Here is a 20,283-nt window from a genome sequence, read left to right as displayed (position 1 = left end):
TTAATCAGGCCCTCCATTTTCTTTAAATAAGCATGTATTATCCAATTGATTTTGTTATTGATTTTTATATATTTGCAACTATTTAAATTAAGTCTAAATAATACCAATGAAAATTTATACGCTCCTTTTACTGTTGTGCTTCACTGTAAGTTCAGTCTCTGCACAGCAAGTTTCTAAACCAAACACTAAAACAGAAAAAGATAAAAAAACAGATCCACAAAGTCAGGATAGTATTTTAACCGATAAGCCAGCGGCTGATAATGAATTACAGGAAATTGTAGTTTCCGCATCAAGGAAGGCAGAGATTTTAGATGAAGTTCCTTCTTCGGTTACTTTATTATCCAAAAAACAAATACAGCAACAATTAAGCATTAGTTCTAATCTTAGTGATATCCTGGGGGCATCCGTACCAGGTCTTGGTTTTACTACCAATAGAACTCAGAATTTAGGACAGACTTTAAGAGGCCGTCGTGTATTGGTTATGATTGACGGCATTCCTCAAAGTACACCTTTAAGAGATGGCGCCAAAGACATGCGATCTCTTGATCCTACTGTTTTAGAGCGTGTAGAAGTAATTAAGGGAGCAACTGCTATTTATGGTAATGGCGCAGACGGCGGTTTGATTAATTATATTACCAAAAAAGCCAATACTGATAAAGCGATTAGCGGATCAACAGAGGCAGGAACAGCTTTTTCTCTTATAAAGCCTAAAGGAACCGCCGGTTTCTTTGTTTCCCAGCTTTTTTCTGGAAAAATAAAGAAATTCGATTACGTAGTCAGTGGGCGTTATGAAGAGACGGGACTTTATCGGGATTCGAAAGGACGAGTACTTTCTCCGGAATACGGAATGAATGATCTAAGAAACTGGAATGCTTTTGCAAAAATTGGTTATGATATCAATACCAATAACCGCCTGGAATTAATGTATAACTATTTTCAGAGTACACAGCGTACCGATTATATAGCAAAAGCCGGTGTTTACGGTAATTTTGATTCGCCAACTACCGGAATTAGAGGACAGCGCCCGGGGGAACCTGAAGGAACACCTTATAACCATAATGCAAGTTTAAGTTATACTAGTGAAAATTTAATTGGAAATACGGATGTTAACGCAACACTTTACTTTCAGGACTATCTTACACTAATCAACTACAGTGACTTTTTTGAAAATAACGGACAGCCTGCAACACAAAGCAAGAAACTGGGTTTTCGCTTAAATTTAAACACACCATACGAATTCAGTTCTCTTATATCAGGTAATTTAACTTATGGATTGGATATTCTTTCGGATATAACAGATACACATCTTACGGATGGAAGATTGGTAATTCCTGAAATGAATATGACGAATCTTGCACCTTATTTTCAGCTTAAAAACATGTTTGGACCGAACTTGGTATTAAAAACGGGTTTAAGGCTTGAGAATGTAAATATCGATGTACCAGATTACACCACTATTGGTATTCGTAATTATGTAAACGGAACCTATGTAGGCGGCGGGATTGCGGTAAATGGCGGAGCATTGGATTTCGATGCGCTTATGTTTAATGCCGGACTGCGTTATACAAAATGGGCTCTTTTTAAACCTTTTGTTAGTTTCTCTCAAAGTTTCAGCGTTGCCGATTTAGGTTTGGTACTGCGCGCTGCTAAAGAAAACACGGTTAGCAATACTTCGATAAAAGCGGTTACGGCCAATAATTATGAATTTGGATTTTCAGGAGCTTTAAATAAACTTTCTTATGAAGGCGCTATGTATTACAGTACATCAAAATTAGGCGCGTCTTATGTTTATGTTGATGGTAATCCACAGATTTCCCGCTCACCTGAAAAAATTTATGGCTTTGAACTCTCAGCCAAGTATCGTCTTCATCCAAAAATTGATATTGGAGCAAATTATTCCTTTACCGAAGGGAAACGCGAACTAACCGATAAAAAAGTATATTTAGGAGGAGATCGTATAAATCCGCCAAAAATAGCAGCTTATACTGTATTTAGACCACTTGAAGACTGGTCAATATTTCTACAAATGACAAGTACAAACGGCAGGGACAGATTTGAGCCTGTTAATGGCGCTTACACATACGGAACAGGTCCAATAAAATCTTTCACGGCTTTTAATCTTTCTTCAAGCTATACTTTAAAAGAAAAAAGCACAATTCGCCTTGGTGTCGAAAATTTATTTAATAGAGATTATTATACGGTTATCTCCCAATGGCAGTCCAATAATATGAATTATGTCAAGGAAAATGGTACGCGGATAACTATTAGCTTTACACAGGCATTTTAATAAATTCTCTGACAACCTAAGATACGAATTTACATCAATCACCAACAGGACATCCAAACCAAAATACCAAGAGGAAGTAAAAAGGACAAAGATTAAGGACAAAGATTAACGAAATCTATCATAGTTTCAAAAGCAAAAGGCATACTAAATGGTATGCTTTTTTGTGTTTAAAAGGGCAAAACAATTAAAATAATCACACAATTTTCTGTAATTTGTCTTTTTCTAAAACTCTTTAGCAACTTAAAATCCTTACATTTACCCGCTGGCTAATCAAATTTCGCTGTATAATTAATCAATTTAGCAGCGTCAGGTCAATTAATTTTAAGCAGTCAAGATGAAAAAACATACTGTAACAGTAGCATCGTTACCTTTAGATGATCATACACTATCGAATATTCAAATTAAGAAAGCCAATTTGTTACCAGATCTGCAATCGAGGCTGGATTCTATGGAAATGAAAGAAAAACCAATAATGGATTCTTCCATTCCTTACAGGGACCTGACAGATACAGCGAGTAAAAAAGAAAGTATTGCCCGAATAATTGATAAACTGGACGTTGAAATCAGTCTTAGATATCAAAGAACTGTAGAAGACACCTATTGCAATGTATACTCTTATGATTATTGCTATTTTGCTAAAGTATATCTTCCAACCGTTTGGTGGACTCCCGAATCCCTTGAAAAAATTATACAAGGACAAGATGTAGAAGCTGTTTTTGAACAAACCGTAGACCGCATCTATTCCAGTGCCATACACGACTGGTTTTTAGAATGGGGACCAAATTTTGGATGGGAAAGAATTTCTACTGTTGATGAAATTCAGAATAAGGTAAATGCCAATGGCGGAATTGGAATAATTTGCGCCAAGAGAAGAGAAAAAGGTCTCTCCGGACACATTGTTCCCGTGGTTCCCGAAACTGAGCTGCATAAAGCGTACCGCGAAAATGGTATAGTAGTATATCCGCTACAATCGCAAGCCGGAAAACTGAATTATAATTACTTTGCGGAAATCAGGGAAGACTGGTGGAATGATGATTTGTATTCCTCGTATGTGTTTTATTATCACGAATAAAAACGCAATTTGCCATATCGTTAAATATTCAAAAAAAAATATTGATTACCAACGAGTTAACTACTTGGAAATACGATAATAAAAAACTACTTTTGCAACTTAGAAAAAACAAGAACAGCAAAAATTGTGATTTAGCTATTCTCTTGCCTAAATTATTGATACAAAAGTGATTAATAACGAAAGTAATTTTATAACCTTATTATAAAATTTTACTTCTAAATTGATGTTTCAGTCGATAAAATTGCAAAAAATCTAAAATATAAATTCCTATATTTTTAAAAGTAAACGAAAACTTTTATAATGGAGGCAACAATATGCTTAATCCGTTATAGGTTTCTTGTCTCTGGTTTTAACAGATTGAATTTGTATTCCTGAATAAAAATGACTTTATAAATTAAAATAACCTTAAAAAAGAAAGTAAGTATAAATGAAAGACAATCAGACAAAAAAATATTATTGGGGAATAGGATTGGAAAACGAAACCTACATGCAGTTTGAAGAACCCCTAATAGTTTCTGGTGAATTTATACAAGAAAAAATTGGCTTTGAGAAATATAGTATTGATTACAGAAAATGCTATAAACCCGAAAGCCTGGCTCCTATGCTGAAAAAAGCTTTTAACCTGACTGAAAACTATAAAGTAAGTCGAATGATGAACAGTCATTCGCTGGAAAAGCTCGATATCAATTATCAGCACAAGACATTATCGCCAGTAAAAACAGTAATCGATACGGAAGCCGGTGAGATAATCGCAGAACCGATTGAAAATCCGGAATATCTGGGCAAATCGATCATGGAACTTTTCCTTGAAGATCAGCCATACAACATTCAGAGTATGATTACCCAAAGAAACAAAACGATGGGATCGGTGCATTTTGATGGTGATTCTATTGAATTTGTAACCAAATATTTTGAAAACAGAACCATTACTGATTCCTGCAAAGAATTGAAAGCGACCAAAAAACTGTTTTTGGATAAAATCAACGAATCGTCTGTGTTAAACGGAAAATTAAATTTTCCGGATTACAACAACGGCCTTAATATGTTTATGACCAATCAGGAAAACCTGGTTTTGTTCAATAACGGAACCTACCATTTTCATATCACCTTACCGTCATTAACAGAAGATAGCAGAATTGTGGATTATAATGATTTTGAAAAAACACATGCTAACGCCATTTACTTATTACAGTGGTTTGAGCCTTTTTTCATATCCACGCTCGGAAGCCCTGATATTATGGGCGTGATAAGTGATAAATACAGCTTAGATAAAAAATTCACTTTGGGTTCAATGCGAAATGCCATGTCCCGTTACATTGGTGTTGGAACCTATAACAAATCAATGCCAAAAGGTAAAATCCTAACCTATAAGGTAGACAATTTTAGAAAACTACTGAAATTTACAAAAGAAGAAAATATCTGGTGGCGCGATCAGATTGAAGCCGACATGGAATATGAAATGCTTTCGGAAGTGGGGCTTGACTTTAATCAGGAAAAAATGTACCAGAGCGGTTTCGAATTCAGAAGCTTTGATGAATTCCCGGCGGAGTATTTAAATGATGTTCTTTTTTCTATTATTCTAATTTGCGAACATTCCCTAAACCTGCCTGATGTGCAATGGGGACATGACAGCAAAGCCTGGAATAATCTGGTCTTTAAAACCTTAAAAACGGGTTATGCCACTGAAATCAATGAAGAAGAAAAGAAAGAGCTTTTAAATTTACTGCAACTATTAAATCCTTCAGATTCTAATTACAGTACACTAAAATCAGAATTTGAAGCCATCATCATGCTGGATGAATTTTTCTTTAAAATTTTGGCTGTTTTACATGACAAATACAAGGACAACAACATTTGCCTGGATGCCATGTACGGACAAAAAACAAGTACTGCTCCGAAATGGGACAACTTTAATAAATACCAGACCGAAAGGCATTTAAAGCAAATTGGTTCGTTCTGCGATAATTAAAAAAGTATATCTAAATAAAAATAAGCCAATCTCTTCAAATCTTCCATAAAATCTATAGAAATTTGTTCAGTCAAGGTCACAAATAAAAAGCTCCAAATTGTTGATTTGGAGCTTTTTTATGCCCTTTTACCTCCATTTAATACGTATGAATATATAAAACACCCAGAGGTTTGGTTTCCCCGTAGAGTTACAAGTGATGAACTAAACTGTCATTTATCTTTTTGAGAAAAAATTTCAATAATAAAAGCAAAGAACCTTAATTTTAGAAAATCTTAAAACAATAAAACAAATATCTTTATATCTCCTTAATAAATAAATAATCCATTATTATGTTTCCAAAGCGTGTTATTTATATTCTTTTGACCTCCTTATTATTTATCTCATGTAGTAATGATGATGATACTCTCATTGATGAGACAGACGTCACTGATTCTGTTTTGATTGAAATAAACAAACTTAGAGCAACGGGATGTAAATGTGGAGCCGATGATATGCCTGCTGTACCTGCATTGGTAAGCAATACATTATTAACAAAAACAGCTATCAATTATGCTAAGGATATGAATGCACGTAATTATTTCGCGCATATATCGCCTGAAGGGACAAGTCCTATACAAAGAGCCGCTGCTGTTAGTTATACCGGAAAATATGTAGGTGAAGTGATTGCTCGCAATTACAGTACTTCTGCCGAAGTTGTAATAGGCTGGAAAAACAGCGAAGACCATTGTAAAGCCATGATGAGTAATACTTATGTAGAAATGGGTGCTGGAAAATCAGGAAACATATGGGTTGCAAATTTAGGAAAGTAAACTAATTCTCTTCTAGAAGTTGTTATTTAACCATAACAACACATTGATAAACAATTTATTTTCGCTACAAAAAAATAGACTTATTCTTACGATAATGAGAATAAGTCTGTTTTATTATTTACAAATTATATTATTCTCAGTTTTTTATTTTATATATAGTCATTTTTACCATAACTAAAAAATATTTTTAAATTTTAATGCGTTAAGATCCATTATTTATGATTATAGTTTAAAAATACGCATATTTTTAATAAATATTAATATAAATATTTAATTATCAATACCTTAGTATAACTAATTATTTAACCTTAAAAATTAAAATTTATGAGAAAAACAATTTTATTTGTAGTATTAAGCCTAATGTTTATGGGGTGCGAAACAAGCGATGTAAAGAATGACTCAGAAGTTAAAGCTGCATGGTCATCATCTGATCAATATGCTAGTTGGTCAAATGGCGGTTATACCGTTTATAATAATATATGGGGTTCTGGTGCAGGAAGCCAATCCATATGGGCAAATAATTACAGTAATTGGGGTATTTGGGCAAACCATCCAAATACTGCAGGTATTAAATCATACCCAAATTCAACCAAATATGTAGGTAAAGCATTAAATACAATCAACACTCTTAGTACCAGCTTTAATGCAACTACTCCAAGTGGTGGAGCATGGGTTTCTGCTTATGATCTTTGGGATAGCAATAAAGCCAATGAAATAATGCTGTGGTTAAACTACACAGGAAATTCGGACGGTTCAGGAAATGTAAAACCAATTTCTTATAATTATTCATCAACTGGTGCTTCTGTTCCGGTATACACAAACCAAAGCATAGGTGGTCACACCTGGAACGTATTCCGCGGAAACAATGGATCTAATAATGTTTATTCATTTTTACGCACGACAAAAACCAACAGCGGCACAATAGATGCAAAAGCAATCTATAATTGGATAAAAAATAAGGGATGGTTTGGTAATGTCACTGTTGGAGACATACAATATGGATTTGAAATCTCATCCTGTTATGGGACAAACGGAAATGGGGCAAATTTTACATGTAACAGTTATTCTGTAACTAGTAATTAGTATTTTTTGCAAGATCAAGACTGGCTTAATTTAAAGAATTGAGCCAGTTTTTTATTTTTAAAGTAATTTTAAATTCACATGCTCCTTGTCTATGTCAATGACGCAATGGAACAGTCGAAGGATAAATCGCTTCCGCTAAGATATTTATGGCAAGGCTTTCCTCTGCGCCGCTCTATTAGGAAATGATATTTATACTTGACATCGATAGGCGCAAACTAAAAAATCCCATTTCTTACGAAATGGGATTTTTTTATGTCTTCTTGATACTATTTAACCATCTTTTACGGAATCAATACGAAAACATTATAATTGTTATTTATGTATTTGAATTATAACTTGTAATCTGTAGAAAAAGTAAGTTCTTTATTTGCTTCAATTTCATTTTTCAACGAATCAATTTTATAGGTAGCAAATCCATATGCATCAGATCCTGTCAGCAAACGAAGTGGCGGTTCTGCTTTTTGTGTTACTTTTATAATTAATTCGGCAACTTTTTCAGGATCTCCCGGTTGATTGCCCGGAATATCATTCTGATGTGCCTTTACACCTTCACGTATAGCTGTATATTCTTCAATAGGATTTTTCGAAGCAATTAATGATGAACTATTTAAAAAGTTCGTACGTACATAACCGGGTTCTATAATGGTTACATTAATTCCAAATGGCTTAACCTCTTGCGCAAGTGCTTCAGAAAGTCCTTCTACGGCAAACTTAGTAGCACAATAAATTCCCCAGCCTGCCCCGGCAATTAAGCCAAAAACAGAGGAAAGATTTATAATGTGTCCAAATTGTGCGGCTCTCATATGAGGCAAAATTGCTCTTGTAACATTTAGCAAACCAAAAACATTTACATCAAAATTGGCACGAACTTCAACATCCGAGCTTTCTTCAATTCCGCCTATTAAACCATAACCGGCATTATTGACCAAATATTCAATAGAGCCAAATTGCTCAATTGCTGAATTAACAGCTTGCTTTACGCTTTCTTCACTGATCAAATTGACCTGCAATGGTAAAAACTGATCAGACGAATTGCCGACCGCTTTTTTAAGCGATTCTACATTCCTTGCAGTAGCAACAACATTAAATCCTTGAGCCAATAGTTGTTTGACTAAAACAAGACCAATTCCCTGAGAAGTTCCTGTTATAAACCACGTTTTGCTTTCATTTTTCATAATTGTTTATTTTAAAAGGTTGAATTGTCTTTTAAGTGCTTTTGAATCATTCTCTAATGATATTTTTATCCTGATAAGCCATTTGAGCAATCTCGTCTTTTCGTCTAAAACTAACTCCTTTATGTTTTTGAATATAACTAAGAATTTGTGTCGTGGCTGCAACCATTTGCGGTGTCCCTCCTATTCGATCATGAAAACTTATTGACATTTGTCGGCGCTTTTTTTCAGATTCTATATAAAGCTGGTCAAATTCCATTATAACCTGACGCGCAAATTGATCTGCACTAAAGTTTTTGCCTTCTACCAACACAATATCATTACAGCGAATGGTGTACGGAACCACTACAAAATCATTTCCTTTTACTTTTAATAAAAAAGGCTCGTCACGGCTTAAATCATCAATATGGTATTTAAAGCCCAGTTCCTGTAGAATTTCCAATGTATTTGTTCCGCGTCTTAACCAATTTGCATTATAGCCGACAGGTTCAAAACCAGTAACTTTTTTAATAGCATCTGCACCGTCTTTGATAAACTTCTTTTCTGTTTCATACGGCATAGAATATTGCGTCGCCCAGTCCATACCGTGGGCTGCAGCTTCGTGTCCTCTTTGTACAATTTCTTTGGCAAGTTCCGGATTTTTTAATACTGCCGAACCAACCATGTGCGAGGTAACTTTGATTCCAAATTTATCCCAATTGTCGAGCATTCTGGGAATTCCTTCTTTATATCCATACTGATACCAGGACTCGCCCGGAAGGTCTATAAATCCTTTCTGCATGTTTTGCGGAAATGGGCTTTCAGCATTTACGGGCTGTCCGCCTGCTTCAAATTGCATAGATACTGATACTACCAAACGTGATCCGTCCGGCCATTTGGCATCAGAAACTTCATTATTAGCTGATTTATCTTCTTTGAAATCACTTGCCAGCAATGGGTTTATCGGAACGAATCCCGCGAGACCAGCAAGACCTGCCTGTTTTATAAATGTTCTTCTATCTTTCATATCTCTTGATTTTATTTAAGTACTTTTTCAATAATCAGCGTTTCTTCATAAAGTGAAAATTTGGAGATCAGATTATTTTCAACCGTGATATGAATCGCTAAAGGCATCTTAAAATGTTTTCCGTTTTTTTTCACTGTTCTTTCAACAAAGCCAAAGACAGCCACTTCATTTCCTCTCAATAAAAAAGATTTCGCCTCCAGCTTTTCACTTCCGTCAACAAAATAACTAAAGAGTGTTTTGAACAGCACTGAAATTTCTTCTCGCTTTGAGCGATGTCCTGTCCATGGCATATACTTCGATTCGAAAATATACCAATCTACTTTTTCTGAAACCATGGAAGCAATTCCTTCCGGATTTTTAGATCCTATATAACCAAAAAACTTCTCTACGGTTTCTTTTGTTTTTATTTCTTCTTCAGAATATACTTGTGACTGTGCCGAGAAACCAATCAATAGCATTGCTGTTATTAATATTATTGTTTCCATTTTTGATTTAAAAACAGATTTTTTCATAATGAGATTTTTTAATGTTTCTGATGCAATTCAATTTTAAAACTTAAAAATGGAGCTGCATCGTAATTCCCGTAAAAAATATATTTTTACCGGTTCCTGATGCTTTTATATAATCTTTGGCCTGAAACCAAGTCGCTTCGAGCCTGAAATACAAATATTGGTTTGGCTCCCAGATGATTTCACTTTCTAATTGGTTTCCGATTTTCTTTTCTGTCGTTGTGTCTCCGGGATAAATCAATGCTGTATTTGGTGCGTAAATACCATCGTTGCTGCTGTATCTCCAAAACATATCATAATCAATAACCCAATCGACGTTTTTAACAATTTCAAGACTCAATGAAGGATGAAAATCAATTAAATTCGATGGCCCAATTACAGAAGCTAATCCAAAATAAGCACCTCTTGGAAAAAGCGGATTAAAAGTTTGCAGATTAGAGTCGCCCGCCGTTTTGTCTCCACTTATAATTTCGGTTTTAAAACCAATTTCCGGACGAAATTTGACGGTATTAAAACGATATCCTGCATTTATTGAAGCTGTCCAGGCACTTATGTTTTTGTCAGCAACATCACCAAATTGGTAAACAGCTTCTGCGTCATAACGCCAGTTTTCTGTTTTTCCCCAAATTCTTATTCCAACAGATTGTCGTTTCTCTTTACCTGTTGCGTCAAAAAATGCTGCATTGGCTCTTTCGTAACCTAAATAATAAACATCAATATTTTTGATAATTGGTATTTTGTTAAACACCAAATAACTTCCCCATAATTGTCGGTCTTTATTCGAGTCGTCGTCAAAAATACCATCGTGCGCGACAACGTAATGTGTATAAAACAAATCGGTTGTAAAATTTTGTCTGGATACAATTGCTTTAATTCCGTCAAACGACTGCCTGTTATTCGGTCCTTCCCTAACGGCAACCAAACGCTGCGATCCGTATGTGAGTTCTTGCCTCCCTACTCTTAAAATAAGTCTTTTGCTGCCTTCATTTATAATATTGAAATCAGCAAAAGCCTGATGTACTTCCAGTGGGTTTTGTTCCACAGGATTCGGATCAATTCTGCCATCTGCCATACTACTTTGTGTCTGAACAAAAGCTCTGAAAAATTTTCCTGCATGAAAATCGGCATGAAACAAATATCTTCCTAAAACATAACCATCGTTATCCTGCGGACCATCGCCCCAATTTTCATTTTTAGCATAGAAGTACTGAAAACGTATATCGCCCCCAAAACTGATATACGTTTTTTTAGAAGCAGAAATTGGCAGAAATTTTACTGTTTTATACCAGTCATTGCTTACTGTATCATCTTCCAAAACACTATAATTCTCATCAAACCGAAGTGATTTAAAATCAGGGTACCGCTGTGCAAAACCAGAAAATGAAAGCAATAAAACCACTAATAGGATTTTGTTTTTCATAATTCAATTTTTAATTTTTAAACACATAGAAACATAGATTTTGTAAGCTTAAAAAGGTGTTTCACTTATTTAAACAAACATAGTTATGCGAATTCTGAATATTTTTAATTATTTAACCCCGTTTTGCTTAATATCTTTATAAGCATTTGGAACATTAAAATTGAAATGAAGCCAGTTAAAAAGTTCATATCCTTTATCAAATTCCTTCATGGTTACAGCCGCTTTTGTTTCTTCTAATGTTAAACCTTTTTTTACGGCATTTTCAACATTAGACTGCAAAGCAGTAACATAATCTATTGTATATTTAATTCCTGCTTTATTGGTAATTCTACCATGTCCCGGAACTACAATATCTTTATCAGAAATCATATTGTAAATTTTGTTCAGGTTTTGAACCGGTTCCAAAAAATAGCCGTCAAATAACCACGGAATTGTCGGACTCTCAGCAATAAAAGGATTTCCTGCCCACAACACATTTCCTGAAGGCGCTTTTAAATACACAAATAGATCTGCTGGAGATTGCGCGGTTCCCACATTTATGATCTCAACGATATTGCCTTTTCCCATATCAATTTTCATGGTTTGGTTGATGGCTATTGTAATGTCGGCAGGACGGTAAATGCTCTCTTCAATCCCTCTTCCTTTTCCAAAAAGCATGATCATAAACTGTTTGATATTATCATAATTCTTCGCCAGATTGTCTTTGCAGAATTCATTCTGAATGACAATTGTTTCCTTCGGAAGTAAATAATTCCCGAAACAATGATCGCCGTGATCGCTTGTATTTATAGCATAAACAATAGGTTTTGGCGTTACAGATCGTATTAATTTATAAAGCTGATCGTATAATCCTTTGCTTAACATCGTTTCAATAAGCAAAACCCCTTTATCTCCTACAATAAATCCTGCCGAAGTTGCCTGTGCAATTCCTTTTGTGGTTTCGGTTTCGGTTGTACTTGGAGATATAGCATAAACATTTTCTGAAATTTTATGTAGTTTTAAAGTCACTTTGTTAGCGTCCCAAATGGGTACGTGATTAGGCATTGGAAATTGTGCGTAAGCCTGTGTATTGGCTAACAAACACAATATAATAATTGCCAATCCCGAAATTATTTTTTGAATTTTCATGATCTGAATTTTATAGATTTTGTTTGATTAAATTCATTGGATATAATTGGTTTAAAAACACATAAATCTATGTGCTAGTTTTTTCACGCAGATTTGGCAGATTAAGCAGATTTTTTTAATCTATTTAATACTTTAATCTGTGGCATTTATTTTAAAGTCTGCATTTTATATATTAAAACTAATTACACCCAACGAATTTTATTTATGATTAAAGTTTTTTAGTATATCCGCCAAAGTATTTTACCGGCGACCAATCCGGAATTACCGGTGCAATTTCAGCGTCGAGTGATTTAAAATCTCTTGCTCCATAAACAATTTTGCCGTTAACAACAGTCAGATCCGATTCTATATTTCGAACTTTATCGGCTGGAACTGTAAAATAATCCTCTGATAAAATCGAAAAATCGGCATACATTCCTTTTACCAGTTTTCCTTTCTCTTTTTCTTCACCTGAAAACCAAGCGCTGCCTGAAGTATATAATTGAAGTGCAGTAAACTTATCTAAAACCTGATCTTTCGGCCAAAACTGCATGCCTCCTAATGTTTTTCCTGTAATGAGCCAATGCAGCGCCATCCAGGGATTATAAGTTGAAATACGGGTTGCATCAGTTCCCATTCCGACAGGTATTCCCATTTCGAGCATTTTTTTAATCGGAGGCAATTGTGTTTTTGGGGCGCCATACATTTTCTCGTACAATTCTCCTTGAAAATACATTCTGAATTGAACTGCAATTCCCCCATTTAATGCTTTTACTCTTTCTAATTCCTGAGGTGTAATCGTTTCCGCATGATCAAAAAACCAACGTAATCCGTTAAATGGAATTTCTTTATTTACTTTTTCAAATACATTCAGCATTCTGTCAATCGATTCGCCGTAAGTGGCGTGCAATCGAAAAGGCCATTTGTTTTTAACAAGCAGGCGAATTATAGGTTCCAAATCTTTTTCCATTTCATCAGAAAGAACAATTCTTGGTTCCAGAAAATTTTCAAAATCTGCTGCAGATGCTACTATGTTTTCACCCGCCCCTTCTTCGGTATAACCATTGGCTGTCAAAAGATTATCATTTTTATTAATGACTGTTTCGGCAACCCACTTTTCGTAGTCCTGAAGTTCTTTTCCTTTTTGCTGTGCAAATAAATAATACGAGATTCTAAGATTTAGTTTTCCCTGTTTGGCCAATTCCATCGAAGTTGCATAATCCGAAGGAAAGTTTTGAGAACCTCCTGCCGCATCGATTACAGAGGTTAATCCAAAACGGTTGAGTTCACGATTAAACTGAAGTGAACTGTTGATTCTTTCTTCGGGAGTTAATTTTGTGGTTAATCCCAAAGTGGTATAAATGGCTTTTGGAGTTTCTTTTGCAAACATTAATCCGGTTAAGTTTCCGTTTTTGTCTTGTTCGAGAACACTTCCTTCGTAATGTGTATCTTTGGTATAACCCAAAACTTCGATTCCTTTTTTGTTTAAAAAAGCTTTGCCGTATAAATAGGTTATAAACACAGGTTTATCAGGAACTGCGGCATTTATTTCTTCAATGGTTGGCTGTCTTTTTTCCTCAAAGCCAAATTCATTCCAGCCTCCAATTACTTTGATCCAAACTCCCGGCGGAGTTCTGGCGGCCTGTTCTTTGAGCATTTCCATAGCTCTTTTCAAGGTTTTTACGCCATCCCAACGCAATTCTGCATTATAATTTAAGCCTTCGCGAATGACATGAATATGACTGTCGTTTAAACCCGGAATAACCGTTTTTCCTTTTGCATCGATGCTTTTTGCAGATGAGGTTTTATAACTTTCCAGAATACTTTTTGAAGTTCCTGTTTCCAGAATAATCCCGTCTTTTATTGCCAACGCCTGCACAAATTCGTCTGATTTTTGCATGGTTGCAATTTTTCCATTGTAAATAATCAGATCGGCTTTTTCCTGAGACTGCATTAACAGACCAAAGAAAAATAATAGTATGATAAATATTTGTTTCATTTTATGAGATTTAATTGGTCTGTTTATTTTAGAGCTTTATTTCGCAAGGAAAAATGCCAGCAAATCTTTTTGTACCTGAGCTGTATTTTCCTGAACCAGCCAGTGTCCTGAACCTGCAATTTTAGATTCGGTTACATTTTCTGCAACCAATTTAGAGTGCTCTTTTAAGAAAGCTGCGGCAAAATATTCCCCGCCCATAGCAAGCAACGGCATTTTAAGTTTTGTTTTTGCCAAAATTAAATTGTCTTTCCCGTCCTGCGGAAATGCTCCAAACCATTTAAAACTTGATTTCGCACCATCTTTAACAGCGTAAGCTCTCACGAATTCAGCCGTTTCCTCAGCTGTAAACGGATCTTTTACATGTCCTACCATTGGCCAGAAATTGGTTAAAAACTCTTTTTCTTTTCCTTTTACAATATCTCCCGAAGCTGGCCAGGCAAAAAATCCAAACCACCATGCAGAAGCCGAAACTTGCGACCAAACCGGTTCGATACCAGGAAGAAGTGCATCCATCAAAGCTAATTTTTTAACTTCACTTCCATATTGTGCAGCATAAGCATAAGCCACCATAAGTCCGATATCATGTCCTGCCAGATTGATATTATTGTATCCTAATTTTTTTACCAGTTCATGAATATCTTTTGCCATATTTTTTTTGTCATAACCTCCTTCTGGCTTATCAGATTCCCCAACACCTCTTAAATCCGGAGCGATAACGGTAAAATGTTTTGAAAGTTCCGGAAGTAAACGGTTCCACATGTACCAGTTTTGTCCAAAACCATGAACCAATACCAGCGGATCTCCTTTTCCGCCAATCACGTAATGAATTTTAACTCCATTTACTTCTTCATAGGCATGTTTGAAATTTGCAGGTGGATTTGCAGGTGCTGCCTGAGCTGTTTCGGATGATGTCGCAGGTGTGGTTTCTGTTACAGTAGTTTCTTCTGTTTTTTTATTACAGGATATTAAAACCATTAGTAAAAATAAAAAGGTTAAAATGTGGACTGTTTTACTTTTAAAGTTTAAAAAAGTAGTGTTTAATAAATTCGTTTTCATAATTTAAAATTTTAATTGGTTATTAGAATAATTGGTTATTATATTTTTTTAAGCTGGCAGTTTTCCTATCCAATCTTGTATAAAGACTGCAATTTCCTGCCAGCCCGGCTGATTTAAAACAAAGTGATTTCTTTCGGGAAAAACCTTAAAATCTGTAATAGAATTTTTATCCGTATATTTTTTGTAATTAGAATAGTTAAGTGACTTGGGAATAGTATGATCTGCAGATCCTGCAATTAACAATAATGGATTGTGAGAAGCGTTAAAATCTACTTTTGCAGCCGAGGTTATGGTATCTCGCACGATTAATTTAGATTCGGGAATAACAGAATCATAATATGCTTTTTCCTGCCATTCTTCTGGCATTCCGTTAGTAAATGCATATTGCCATTGGCTAAAAGTCATTAAGAAAGTTTTCTTTGCAGAGGTAAAAAAACCAAGCGGTCCCCAGCCGGCTTTTAAAAATGAAAATTTAAAGGTCATAATTCCCTGAGGAGGAACCGAATGTATGGCAATTGCGGCCGAGGCTAAATTACGCTGTAAAAGTATTTGAGCTATAAGCCCACCAATAGAATGGCCGATTATTATGGGCTTTTGAGGAAGATTTTTTGTGATATTTTCAAAATGATCTATCAAAGCGGTCAAGCGTAGACCGGCAATTTGAGGATCTGGATGACGATCTCGTAAAACAGCAGCCGGAGCGTCTTTGTACGGCCACGCTGGCGCCAGAGTTGTAAATCCTTTACTTTCGAAAAAGACTTTCCAGTCATCCCAGCATTTATTGCTTACAAATGCACCTGTAATAAAAAGTATTGTAGTAGGGTTTTCAGTCAGCATAATACATTGTTTTTAATGTTATGCCAAAGAAGAAACTAAAACCGAACCTATTTTGTACTTAATTGATTTTCAATTAATTAAATATTTAAATTAAAATTTGGAACGACTATATTTCGTCGTACAACGAAAATAAAGCAACTTAATATCGTTTTTTGAGTGATGAATTTTGAGTTATAAGTTAGAAGTAAAAGTAGAAAGCAATTTGAAAAATATACAATAGAAATAATAATATTAAAAAAAATTAAAAGCACATTTTACGTTTCAACTACGCGTTACTTTTCATTCATAACTCATAATTCATAATTCATCATTTAAAAGTGGCTTCTCTTTATACCCAATTTTTGCATTCTCGAAGCTAATGTTGTAGGCGGTAATCCTAAGATTTCTGATGCTCCTCCAATACCTCTTATTCTTCCATTGCATTTTTCAAGCACATTGATAATGTGCTCCCTTTCGTTTTCCTGAATCGTTTTAAAGTACCAGTCATTTGACTTAGTATTTATTTTAGCGTCATCAAAAGCCGGAAGCGGAATGTGCTCTATGGTATTTGTTTTTGCCAAAAGAATACTTCTTTCAATAAGGTTTTCGAGTTCACGAATATTCCCAGGCCATTGATACAATAAAAGACTTTTTAAAGCACTTTCTGATATTTCGGTCACATTTTTTCCCGTTTTAGAACTATAGACAGCAATAAAATGACGGGCAAGAAGTCCAATATCTTCTTTCCGCTCTCTTAAAGGGGGCAGCTGGATTGGAAACACATTTAACCTGTAATATAAATCAAGTCTAAAACGGCCGTCAGCAACTTCTTTTTCAAGATTACAATTTGTAGCTGCAATAATTCGCACATTAACTTTTATTGAGGCATTTCCTCCAACACGTTCAATTTCTTTTTCCTGAATTGCCCGCAGTAATTTTGCCTGCATTTCTAAGGGCATATCACCTATTTCATCCAAAAACAAAGTGCCGTTATCTGCCTGTTCAAATTTACCAATTCGTCTTTCTGCTGCACCGGTAAAAGATCCTTTCTCATGTCCGAATAATTCTGATTCTATCAGACTTTGGGGAAGTGCTGAACAATTAATTTTTACAAACGGCTGATTTTTTCTATTTGAAAGTTCCTTAATACTATGGGCGATACTCTCTTTGCCAGTACCGCTTTCCCCGGTAATTAAAACTGTTGTATCGGCGGGAGCAACTTGTAAAATATGGTCAAATATTTTTAACAACGCCGGACTTTTACCAATGATCGATTCAAAACCTGCATCTTTTATATTATTAACTGACACAATATTTTCAGAAGAAGTGTTTTTTTTATCCCGTTTTTTGTCATGACTGATCAAATTTTCAATTGCAAAAATCAAAGGCTCCTGAAGTCTTTCACACAGCGTTAAATGATTTTTATTGTAATTGTCTGTCTGCCTGCTGAAAAAAGACAGATATAGCCCGCCATTTTCTGTCAATGTCAAGGGAACCGGTAGCATGAGATTCGATTTCATATTCATTGAGGTCGCAATCAATTTTTTGATAGGGGTTTTATCGCATATTTTTATAAAATCCTGACCATTATAGAATGTCGCATCTGTCTCGACTTTGCTTTTGTTTCGCAATTCAGTAATCTCAGATTCTTTTAAGGCGGTAATATTTTGCAACTCCTCAATTCCTATTCGTTGGTATTCGTGTAAACCTGTTCTTGCGTAGCCCAAAACTCTGCTGGATAATTTATTTTCCATATAAAAAACAGCCATTACAAGATCAAAAGAAATAAGAGACTGCAGGGCGGTAATAATATTGAGAACCCTTTCATCCCAGGTACCGCTTTTCGTTACTATAGTTTTTAATTGTTTTTGAAACAAAAGTTCTTTTCTAATTGATGATTCTATTCCATATTGCTGGTGATATTCGGCAATTTCAATTGTTACCAACAAATCTTTTTCTCTAAAAGGTTTTACCAAAAAGCCTTGGGGATGAGTCAGTTTAGCTTTGCTAAGAACTTCTTCGTTAGAGTTGGCAGAGAGATAAATAAAAGGAATATTTTCGTTTTTGAGTATTTCGGCAAGATCAATACCGGTCTCTTTTCCTGAAAGGAAAATATCTAATAATACCAATTCCGGTCTCTGCTCTGCAATATAATATTTAGCATCAGGAACTGACCTTGCCATTCCGATAACAGAGTGTCCGGCTTTTTTCAGCATCAGTCGTAAATGATTTGCCTCAACAAACTGATCTTCAACTATAAGTATTTTTAATTGTTTTGCCATTTTATCGAAATTATAAATGAGAACTATTTTCGTTAAAAATGAATTTCAGCGTTATTTTAGTACCATTTGCATTAGTAATTAGAAACTTTCCATCGATATCAGCAGAAAGTCCATGCATCAATTTTATTCCCAATGAAGGATTGTTATAAGGGTCAAAATCCGCAGGAAGACCAATACCATTGTCCTGAATTATTAAAATATAATTTTGATGATCTTCTGTTTTAAGGGAAATATCAATTATTCCGTTTTTATGATCTGGAAAAGCATATTTAATAGCATTTGTAACTGCTTCGTTAAAAATCAGTCCAATAGGTATTGAATGGGACAAAGGCAGATTAAAGCTGTCAACATCTAATACAAACCGTATTGATTTTCTGATTTCGAATGAATCTTTTAGATATTCTGTTAATTCAAATATATAAGACGGCATATCAATTATCGATAAATTCTCTGATTGATATAATTTCTGATGGATTAAAGACATGGCATGAATTCTGTTCTGACTACTATTAATTGCCTGAAGAGCTTCTTCATTTTTTAAAAATTCAGTCTGACTTGCAAGCAAACCGACCACCATGTGCAGGTTATTTTTTACTCTGTGATGAATTTCACGCAAAAGCCATTCTTTTTCAACGACCAGCTTTTGCAGTGTATTATTTTTTTTGTTGATTTCATTTTTTTGTATTTCGAGTACCTTGTTTGTTTTCTTCTTAAACATAAAACTTTTATAAAGTAATCCAAGTATTATAAGTAAAAGCAAAACAAAAATGACCATGGAATTACGTAAAAACACTTCGTTTTTAAGTTTGCTTTGCTGCAACAGTGTTTTGTTTTTAAGTTTGATAATATCCATGCTTTTCTTTTCAGTTTCATAGATAATATTGAGTCTGGAGGAAATAGGATAAATATCGCTTTCTTTAAGATTGGCTTTTTTATAGAAAAATATAGCTTTTTTGAGTGAATTTAGAGCGTTGTGAAAATCTGAGATTGAAAAATACAATTCGCTGATTTCTCTGTAGCAGTCACCGCTTCTTTTATTATTTCCGGACTTTTCAAATAGAGAAGCTGCTTTAAAAATTGGATCTAATCTCTCTGCTATTGGTGCATTAGTACGCATTTTAGCTGACCAAACCATTACCCATGATTCTCCCAAATCATCTGTTTGATTTGTTTTGGTTAATACTTCTATTGCTTTTCTGGCGTTGACTTCTATCATCGAATTGTTATTTCTCAACTCCTGGACCATCGAAAGTTGAAGATAACATTTACCAGAATAAATATTAGAATGAATGGCCTGACTTATCCTAAGAGCTTCCTCAGCATATTGAAATGCCTTTTGCAATGTTTTAGGATTATTATAAGAAGCTTCATACCAGTCACTTACTTTTAATAAAATTTTGATTTTGTCTGTGCTTTCAGGTAATTTACTTAGTAATTCTTCTGCTTTTTTTACTTGCAGTTCGTTATAAACTACTTCTTGAGCCAGGTCATTTCTCAGATTAGACAGTTCTTTTTCTACAATTCCTATCTCCATTATGCTCTTCGAAAGAGCCAATGCGTTTACTTCTCCAAATGTAAACCATACAAGGAGAAACAGAATTATTCTGTAGTGCTTTAAGAGCATTTTTTTTGGAATTAATCAGCTTAACGAAGGTATTGATAATTCTTTATCTAAATTTAAAATATCTAAAAATTG

The 20,283-nt window shown here is 34.7% G+C and carries 15 protein-coding genes; 5 read left to right on the top strand and 10 right to left on the bottom strand.

All coding sequences use genetic code 11. The annotated features are described in order from the left end of the window. Nucleotides 1-106 precede the first annotated feature (106 nt). The 5 genes from BUE22_RS05670 to BUE22_RS05650 all read left to right on the top strand — a co-directional run bounded on the left by BUE22_RS05670 (nt 107) and on the right by BUE22_RS05650 (nt 7,220). On the top strand, nt 107-2,287 hold the full coding sequence (locus BUE22_RS05670) for a TonB-dependent receptor (RefSeq protein WP_073394102.1): 2,181 nt from the start codon (nt 107-109) through the stop codon (nt 2,285-2,287). 334 nt (nt 2,288-2,621) lie between these two features. After that, complete coding sequence (locus tag BUE22_RS05665) at nt 2,622-3,359, top strand: hypothetical protein (RefSeq protein ID WP_073394101.1); 738 nt, start codon at nt 2,622-2,624, stop codon at nt 3,357-3,359. 427 nt (nt 3,360-3,786) lie between these two features. Further along, nucleotides 3,787-5,328, top strand: coding sequence for a hypothetical protein (locus tag BUE22_RS05660; protein WP_073394100.1), 1,542 nt, complete (start codon nt 3,787-3,789; stop codon nt 5,326-5,328). A gap of 359 nt (nt 5,329-5,687) precedes the next feature. After that, nucleotides 5,688-6,137, top strand: coding sequence for a CAP domain-containing protein (locus tag BUE22_RS05655; protein ID WP_159438464.1), 450 nt, complete (start codon nt 5,688-5,690; stop codon nt 6,135-6,137). Between the two features lie 324 nt (nt 6,138-6,461). Next, a complete protein-coding gene (locus tag BUE22_RS05650) occupies nt 6,462-7,220 on the top strand; it encodes a GH12 family glycosyl hydrolase domain-containing protein (RefSeq protein WP_073394099.1) in 759 nt (252 codons plus the stop codon). Nucleotides 7,221-7,549: 329 nt separating this feature from the next. Here the strand turns inward: BUE22_RS05650 and BUE22_RS05645 are convergent, their stop codons facing one another. The 10 genes from BUE22_RS05645 to BUE22_RS05600 all read right to left on the bottom strand — a co-directional run bounded on the left by BUE22_RS05645 (nt 7,550) and on the right by BUE22_RS05600 (nt 20,211). Further along, complete coding sequence (locus tag BUE22_RS05645) at nt 7,550-8,395, bottom strand: oxidoreductase (protein WP_073394098.1); 846 nt, start codon at nt 8,393-8,395, stop codon at nt 7,550-7,552. A gap of 46 nt (nt 8,396-8,441) precedes the next feature. Beyond that, a complete protein-coding gene (locus tag BUE22_RS05640; RefSeq protein ID WP_073394097.1) occupies nt 8,442-9,398 on the bottom strand; it encodes a polysaccharide deacetylase family protein in 957 nt (318 codons plus the stop codon). Between the two features lie 11 nt (nt 9,399-9,409). Beyond that, nucleotides 9,410-9,910 (bottom strand): nuclear transport factor 2 family protein, encoded by a 501-nt coding sequence (locus tag BUE22_RS05635; protein WP_073394096.1) that lies wholly within the window; start codon nt 9,908-9,910, stop codon nt 9,410-9,412. A gap of 43 nt (nt 9,911-9,953) precedes the next feature. Then, on the bottom strand, nt 9,954-11,327 hold the full coding sequence (locus BUE22_RS05630; protein ID WP_073394095.1) for an alginate export family protein: 1,374 nt from the start codon (nt 11,325-11,327) through the stop codon (nt 9,954-9,956). 108 nt (nt 11,328-11,435) lie between these two features. Further along, nucleotides 11,436-12,455 carry an MBL fold metallo-hydrolase gene (locus tag BUE22_RS05625; RefSeq protein ID WP_084540212.1) on the bottom strand — a complete coding sequence of 340 codons (1,020 nt, stop codon included), beginning with the start codon at nt 12,453-12,455 and terminating at the stop codon, nt 11,436-11,438. A gap of 208 nt (nt 12,456-12,663) precedes the next feature. Then, nucleotides 12,664-14,433: an amidohydrolase gene (locus tag BUE22_RS05620; RefSeq protein WP_073394094.1), complete on the bottom strand. Its 1,770-nt coding sequence runs from the start codon at nt 14,431-14,433 to the stop codon at nt 12,664-12,666. 36 nt (nt 14,434-14,469) lie between these two features. Then, a complete protein-coding gene (locus BUE22_RS05615; protein WP_073394093.1) occupies nt 14,470-15,489 on the bottom strand; it encodes an alpha/beta fold hydrolase in 1,020 nt (339 codons plus the stop codon). 48 nt (nt 15,490-15,537) lie between these two features. Beyond that, the gene (locus BUE22_RS05610) at nt 15,538-16,326 is read right to left on the bottom strand and encodes an alpha/beta hydrolase (RefSeq protein ID WP_073394092.1); all 789 of its coding nucleotides are present in this window, start codon (nt 16,324-16,326) and stop codon (nt 15,538-15,540) included. A 311-nt stretch (nt 16,327-16,637) separates the two neighbouring features. Then, on the bottom strand, nt 16,638-18,587 hold the full coding sequence (locus tag BUE22_RS05605; protein ID WP_073394091.1) for a sigma 54-interacting response regulator: 1,950 nt from the start codon (nt 18,585-18,587) through the stop codon (nt 16,638-16,640). A 10-nt stretch (nt 18,588-18,597) separates the two neighbouring features. Next, entirely contained in the window at nt 18,598-20,211 is a 1,614-nt protein-coding gene (locus BUE22_RS05600) for a sensor histidine kinase (RefSeq protein WP_084540211.1), read from the bottom strand. Nucleotides 20,212-20,283: the final 72 nt, after the last annotated feature.

The sequence above is a fragment of the Flavobacterium pectinovorum genome, from assembly GCF_900142715.1.
GTDB classification, from domain to species: Bacteria; Bacteroidota; Bacteroidia; order Flavobacteriales; family Flavobacteriaceae; genus Flavobacterium; species Flavobacterium pectinovorum.
The sequence above is the reverse complement of the archived record's forward strand: the minus strand, read 5'-3'. Positions and strand labels throughout refer to the sequence as shown.

Excerpts from the sequence above, each read along its gene's own strand:
- BUE22_RS05670 (WP_073394102.1), top strand. The coding sequence starts at position 107 with ATGAAAATTTATACGCTCCTTTTACTGTTGTGCTTCACTGTAAGTTCA.
- BUE22_RS05665 (WP_073394101.1), top strand. The coding sequence starts at position 2,622 with ATGAAAAAACATACTGTAACAGTAGCATCGTTACCTTTAGATGATCAT.
- BUE22_RS05660 (WP_073394100.1), top strand. The coding sequence starts at position 3,787 with ATGAAAGACAATCAGACAAAAAAATATTATTGGGGAATAGGATTGGAA.
- BUE22_RS05650 (WP_073394099.1), top strand. The coding sequence starts at position 6,462 with ATGAGAAAAACAATTTTATTTGTAGTATTAAGCCTAATGTTTATGGGG.
- BUE22_RS05645 (WP_073394098.1), bottom strand. The coding sequence starts at position 8,395 with ATGAAAAATGAAAGCAAAACGTGGTTTATAACAGGAACTTCTCAGGGA.
- BUE22_RS05640 (WP_073394097.1), bottom strand. The coding sequence starts at position 9,398 with ATGAAAGATAGAAGAACATTTATAAAACAGGCAGGTCTTGCTGGTCTC.
- BUE22_RS05635 (WP_073394096.1), bottom strand. The coding sequence starts at position 9,910 with ATGAAAAAATCTGTTTTTAAATCAAAAATGGAAACAATAATATTAATA.
- BUE22_RS05630 (WP_073394095.1), bottom strand. The coding sequence starts at position 11,327 with ATGAAAAACAAAATCCTATTAGTGGTTTTATTGCTTTCATTTTCTGGT.
- BUE22_RS05625 (WP_084540212.1), bottom strand. The coding sequence starts at position 12,455 with ATGAAAATTCAAAAAATAATTTCGGGATTGGCAATTATTATATTGTGT.
- BUE22_RS05620 (WP_073394094.1), bottom strand. The coding sequence starts at position 14,433 with ATGAAACAAATATTTATCATACTATTATTTTTCTTTGGTCTGTTAATG.
- BUE22_RS05615 (WP_073394093.1), bottom strand. The coding sequence starts at position 15,489 with ATGAAAACGAATTTATTAAACACTACTTTTTTAAACTTTAAAAGTAAA.
- BUE22_RS05610 (WP_073394092.1), bottom strand. The coding sequence starts at position 16,326 with ATGCTGACTGAAAACCCTACTACAATACTTTTTATTACAGGTGCATTT.
- BUE22_RS05605 (WP_073394091.1), bottom strand. The coding sequence starts at position 18,587 with ATGGCAAAACAATTAAAAATACTTATAGTTGAAGATCAGTTTGTTGAG.
- BUE22_RS05600 (WP_084540211.1), bottom strand. The coding sequence starts at position 20,211 with ATGCTCTTAAAGCACTACAGAATAATTCTGTTTCTCCTTGTATGGTTT.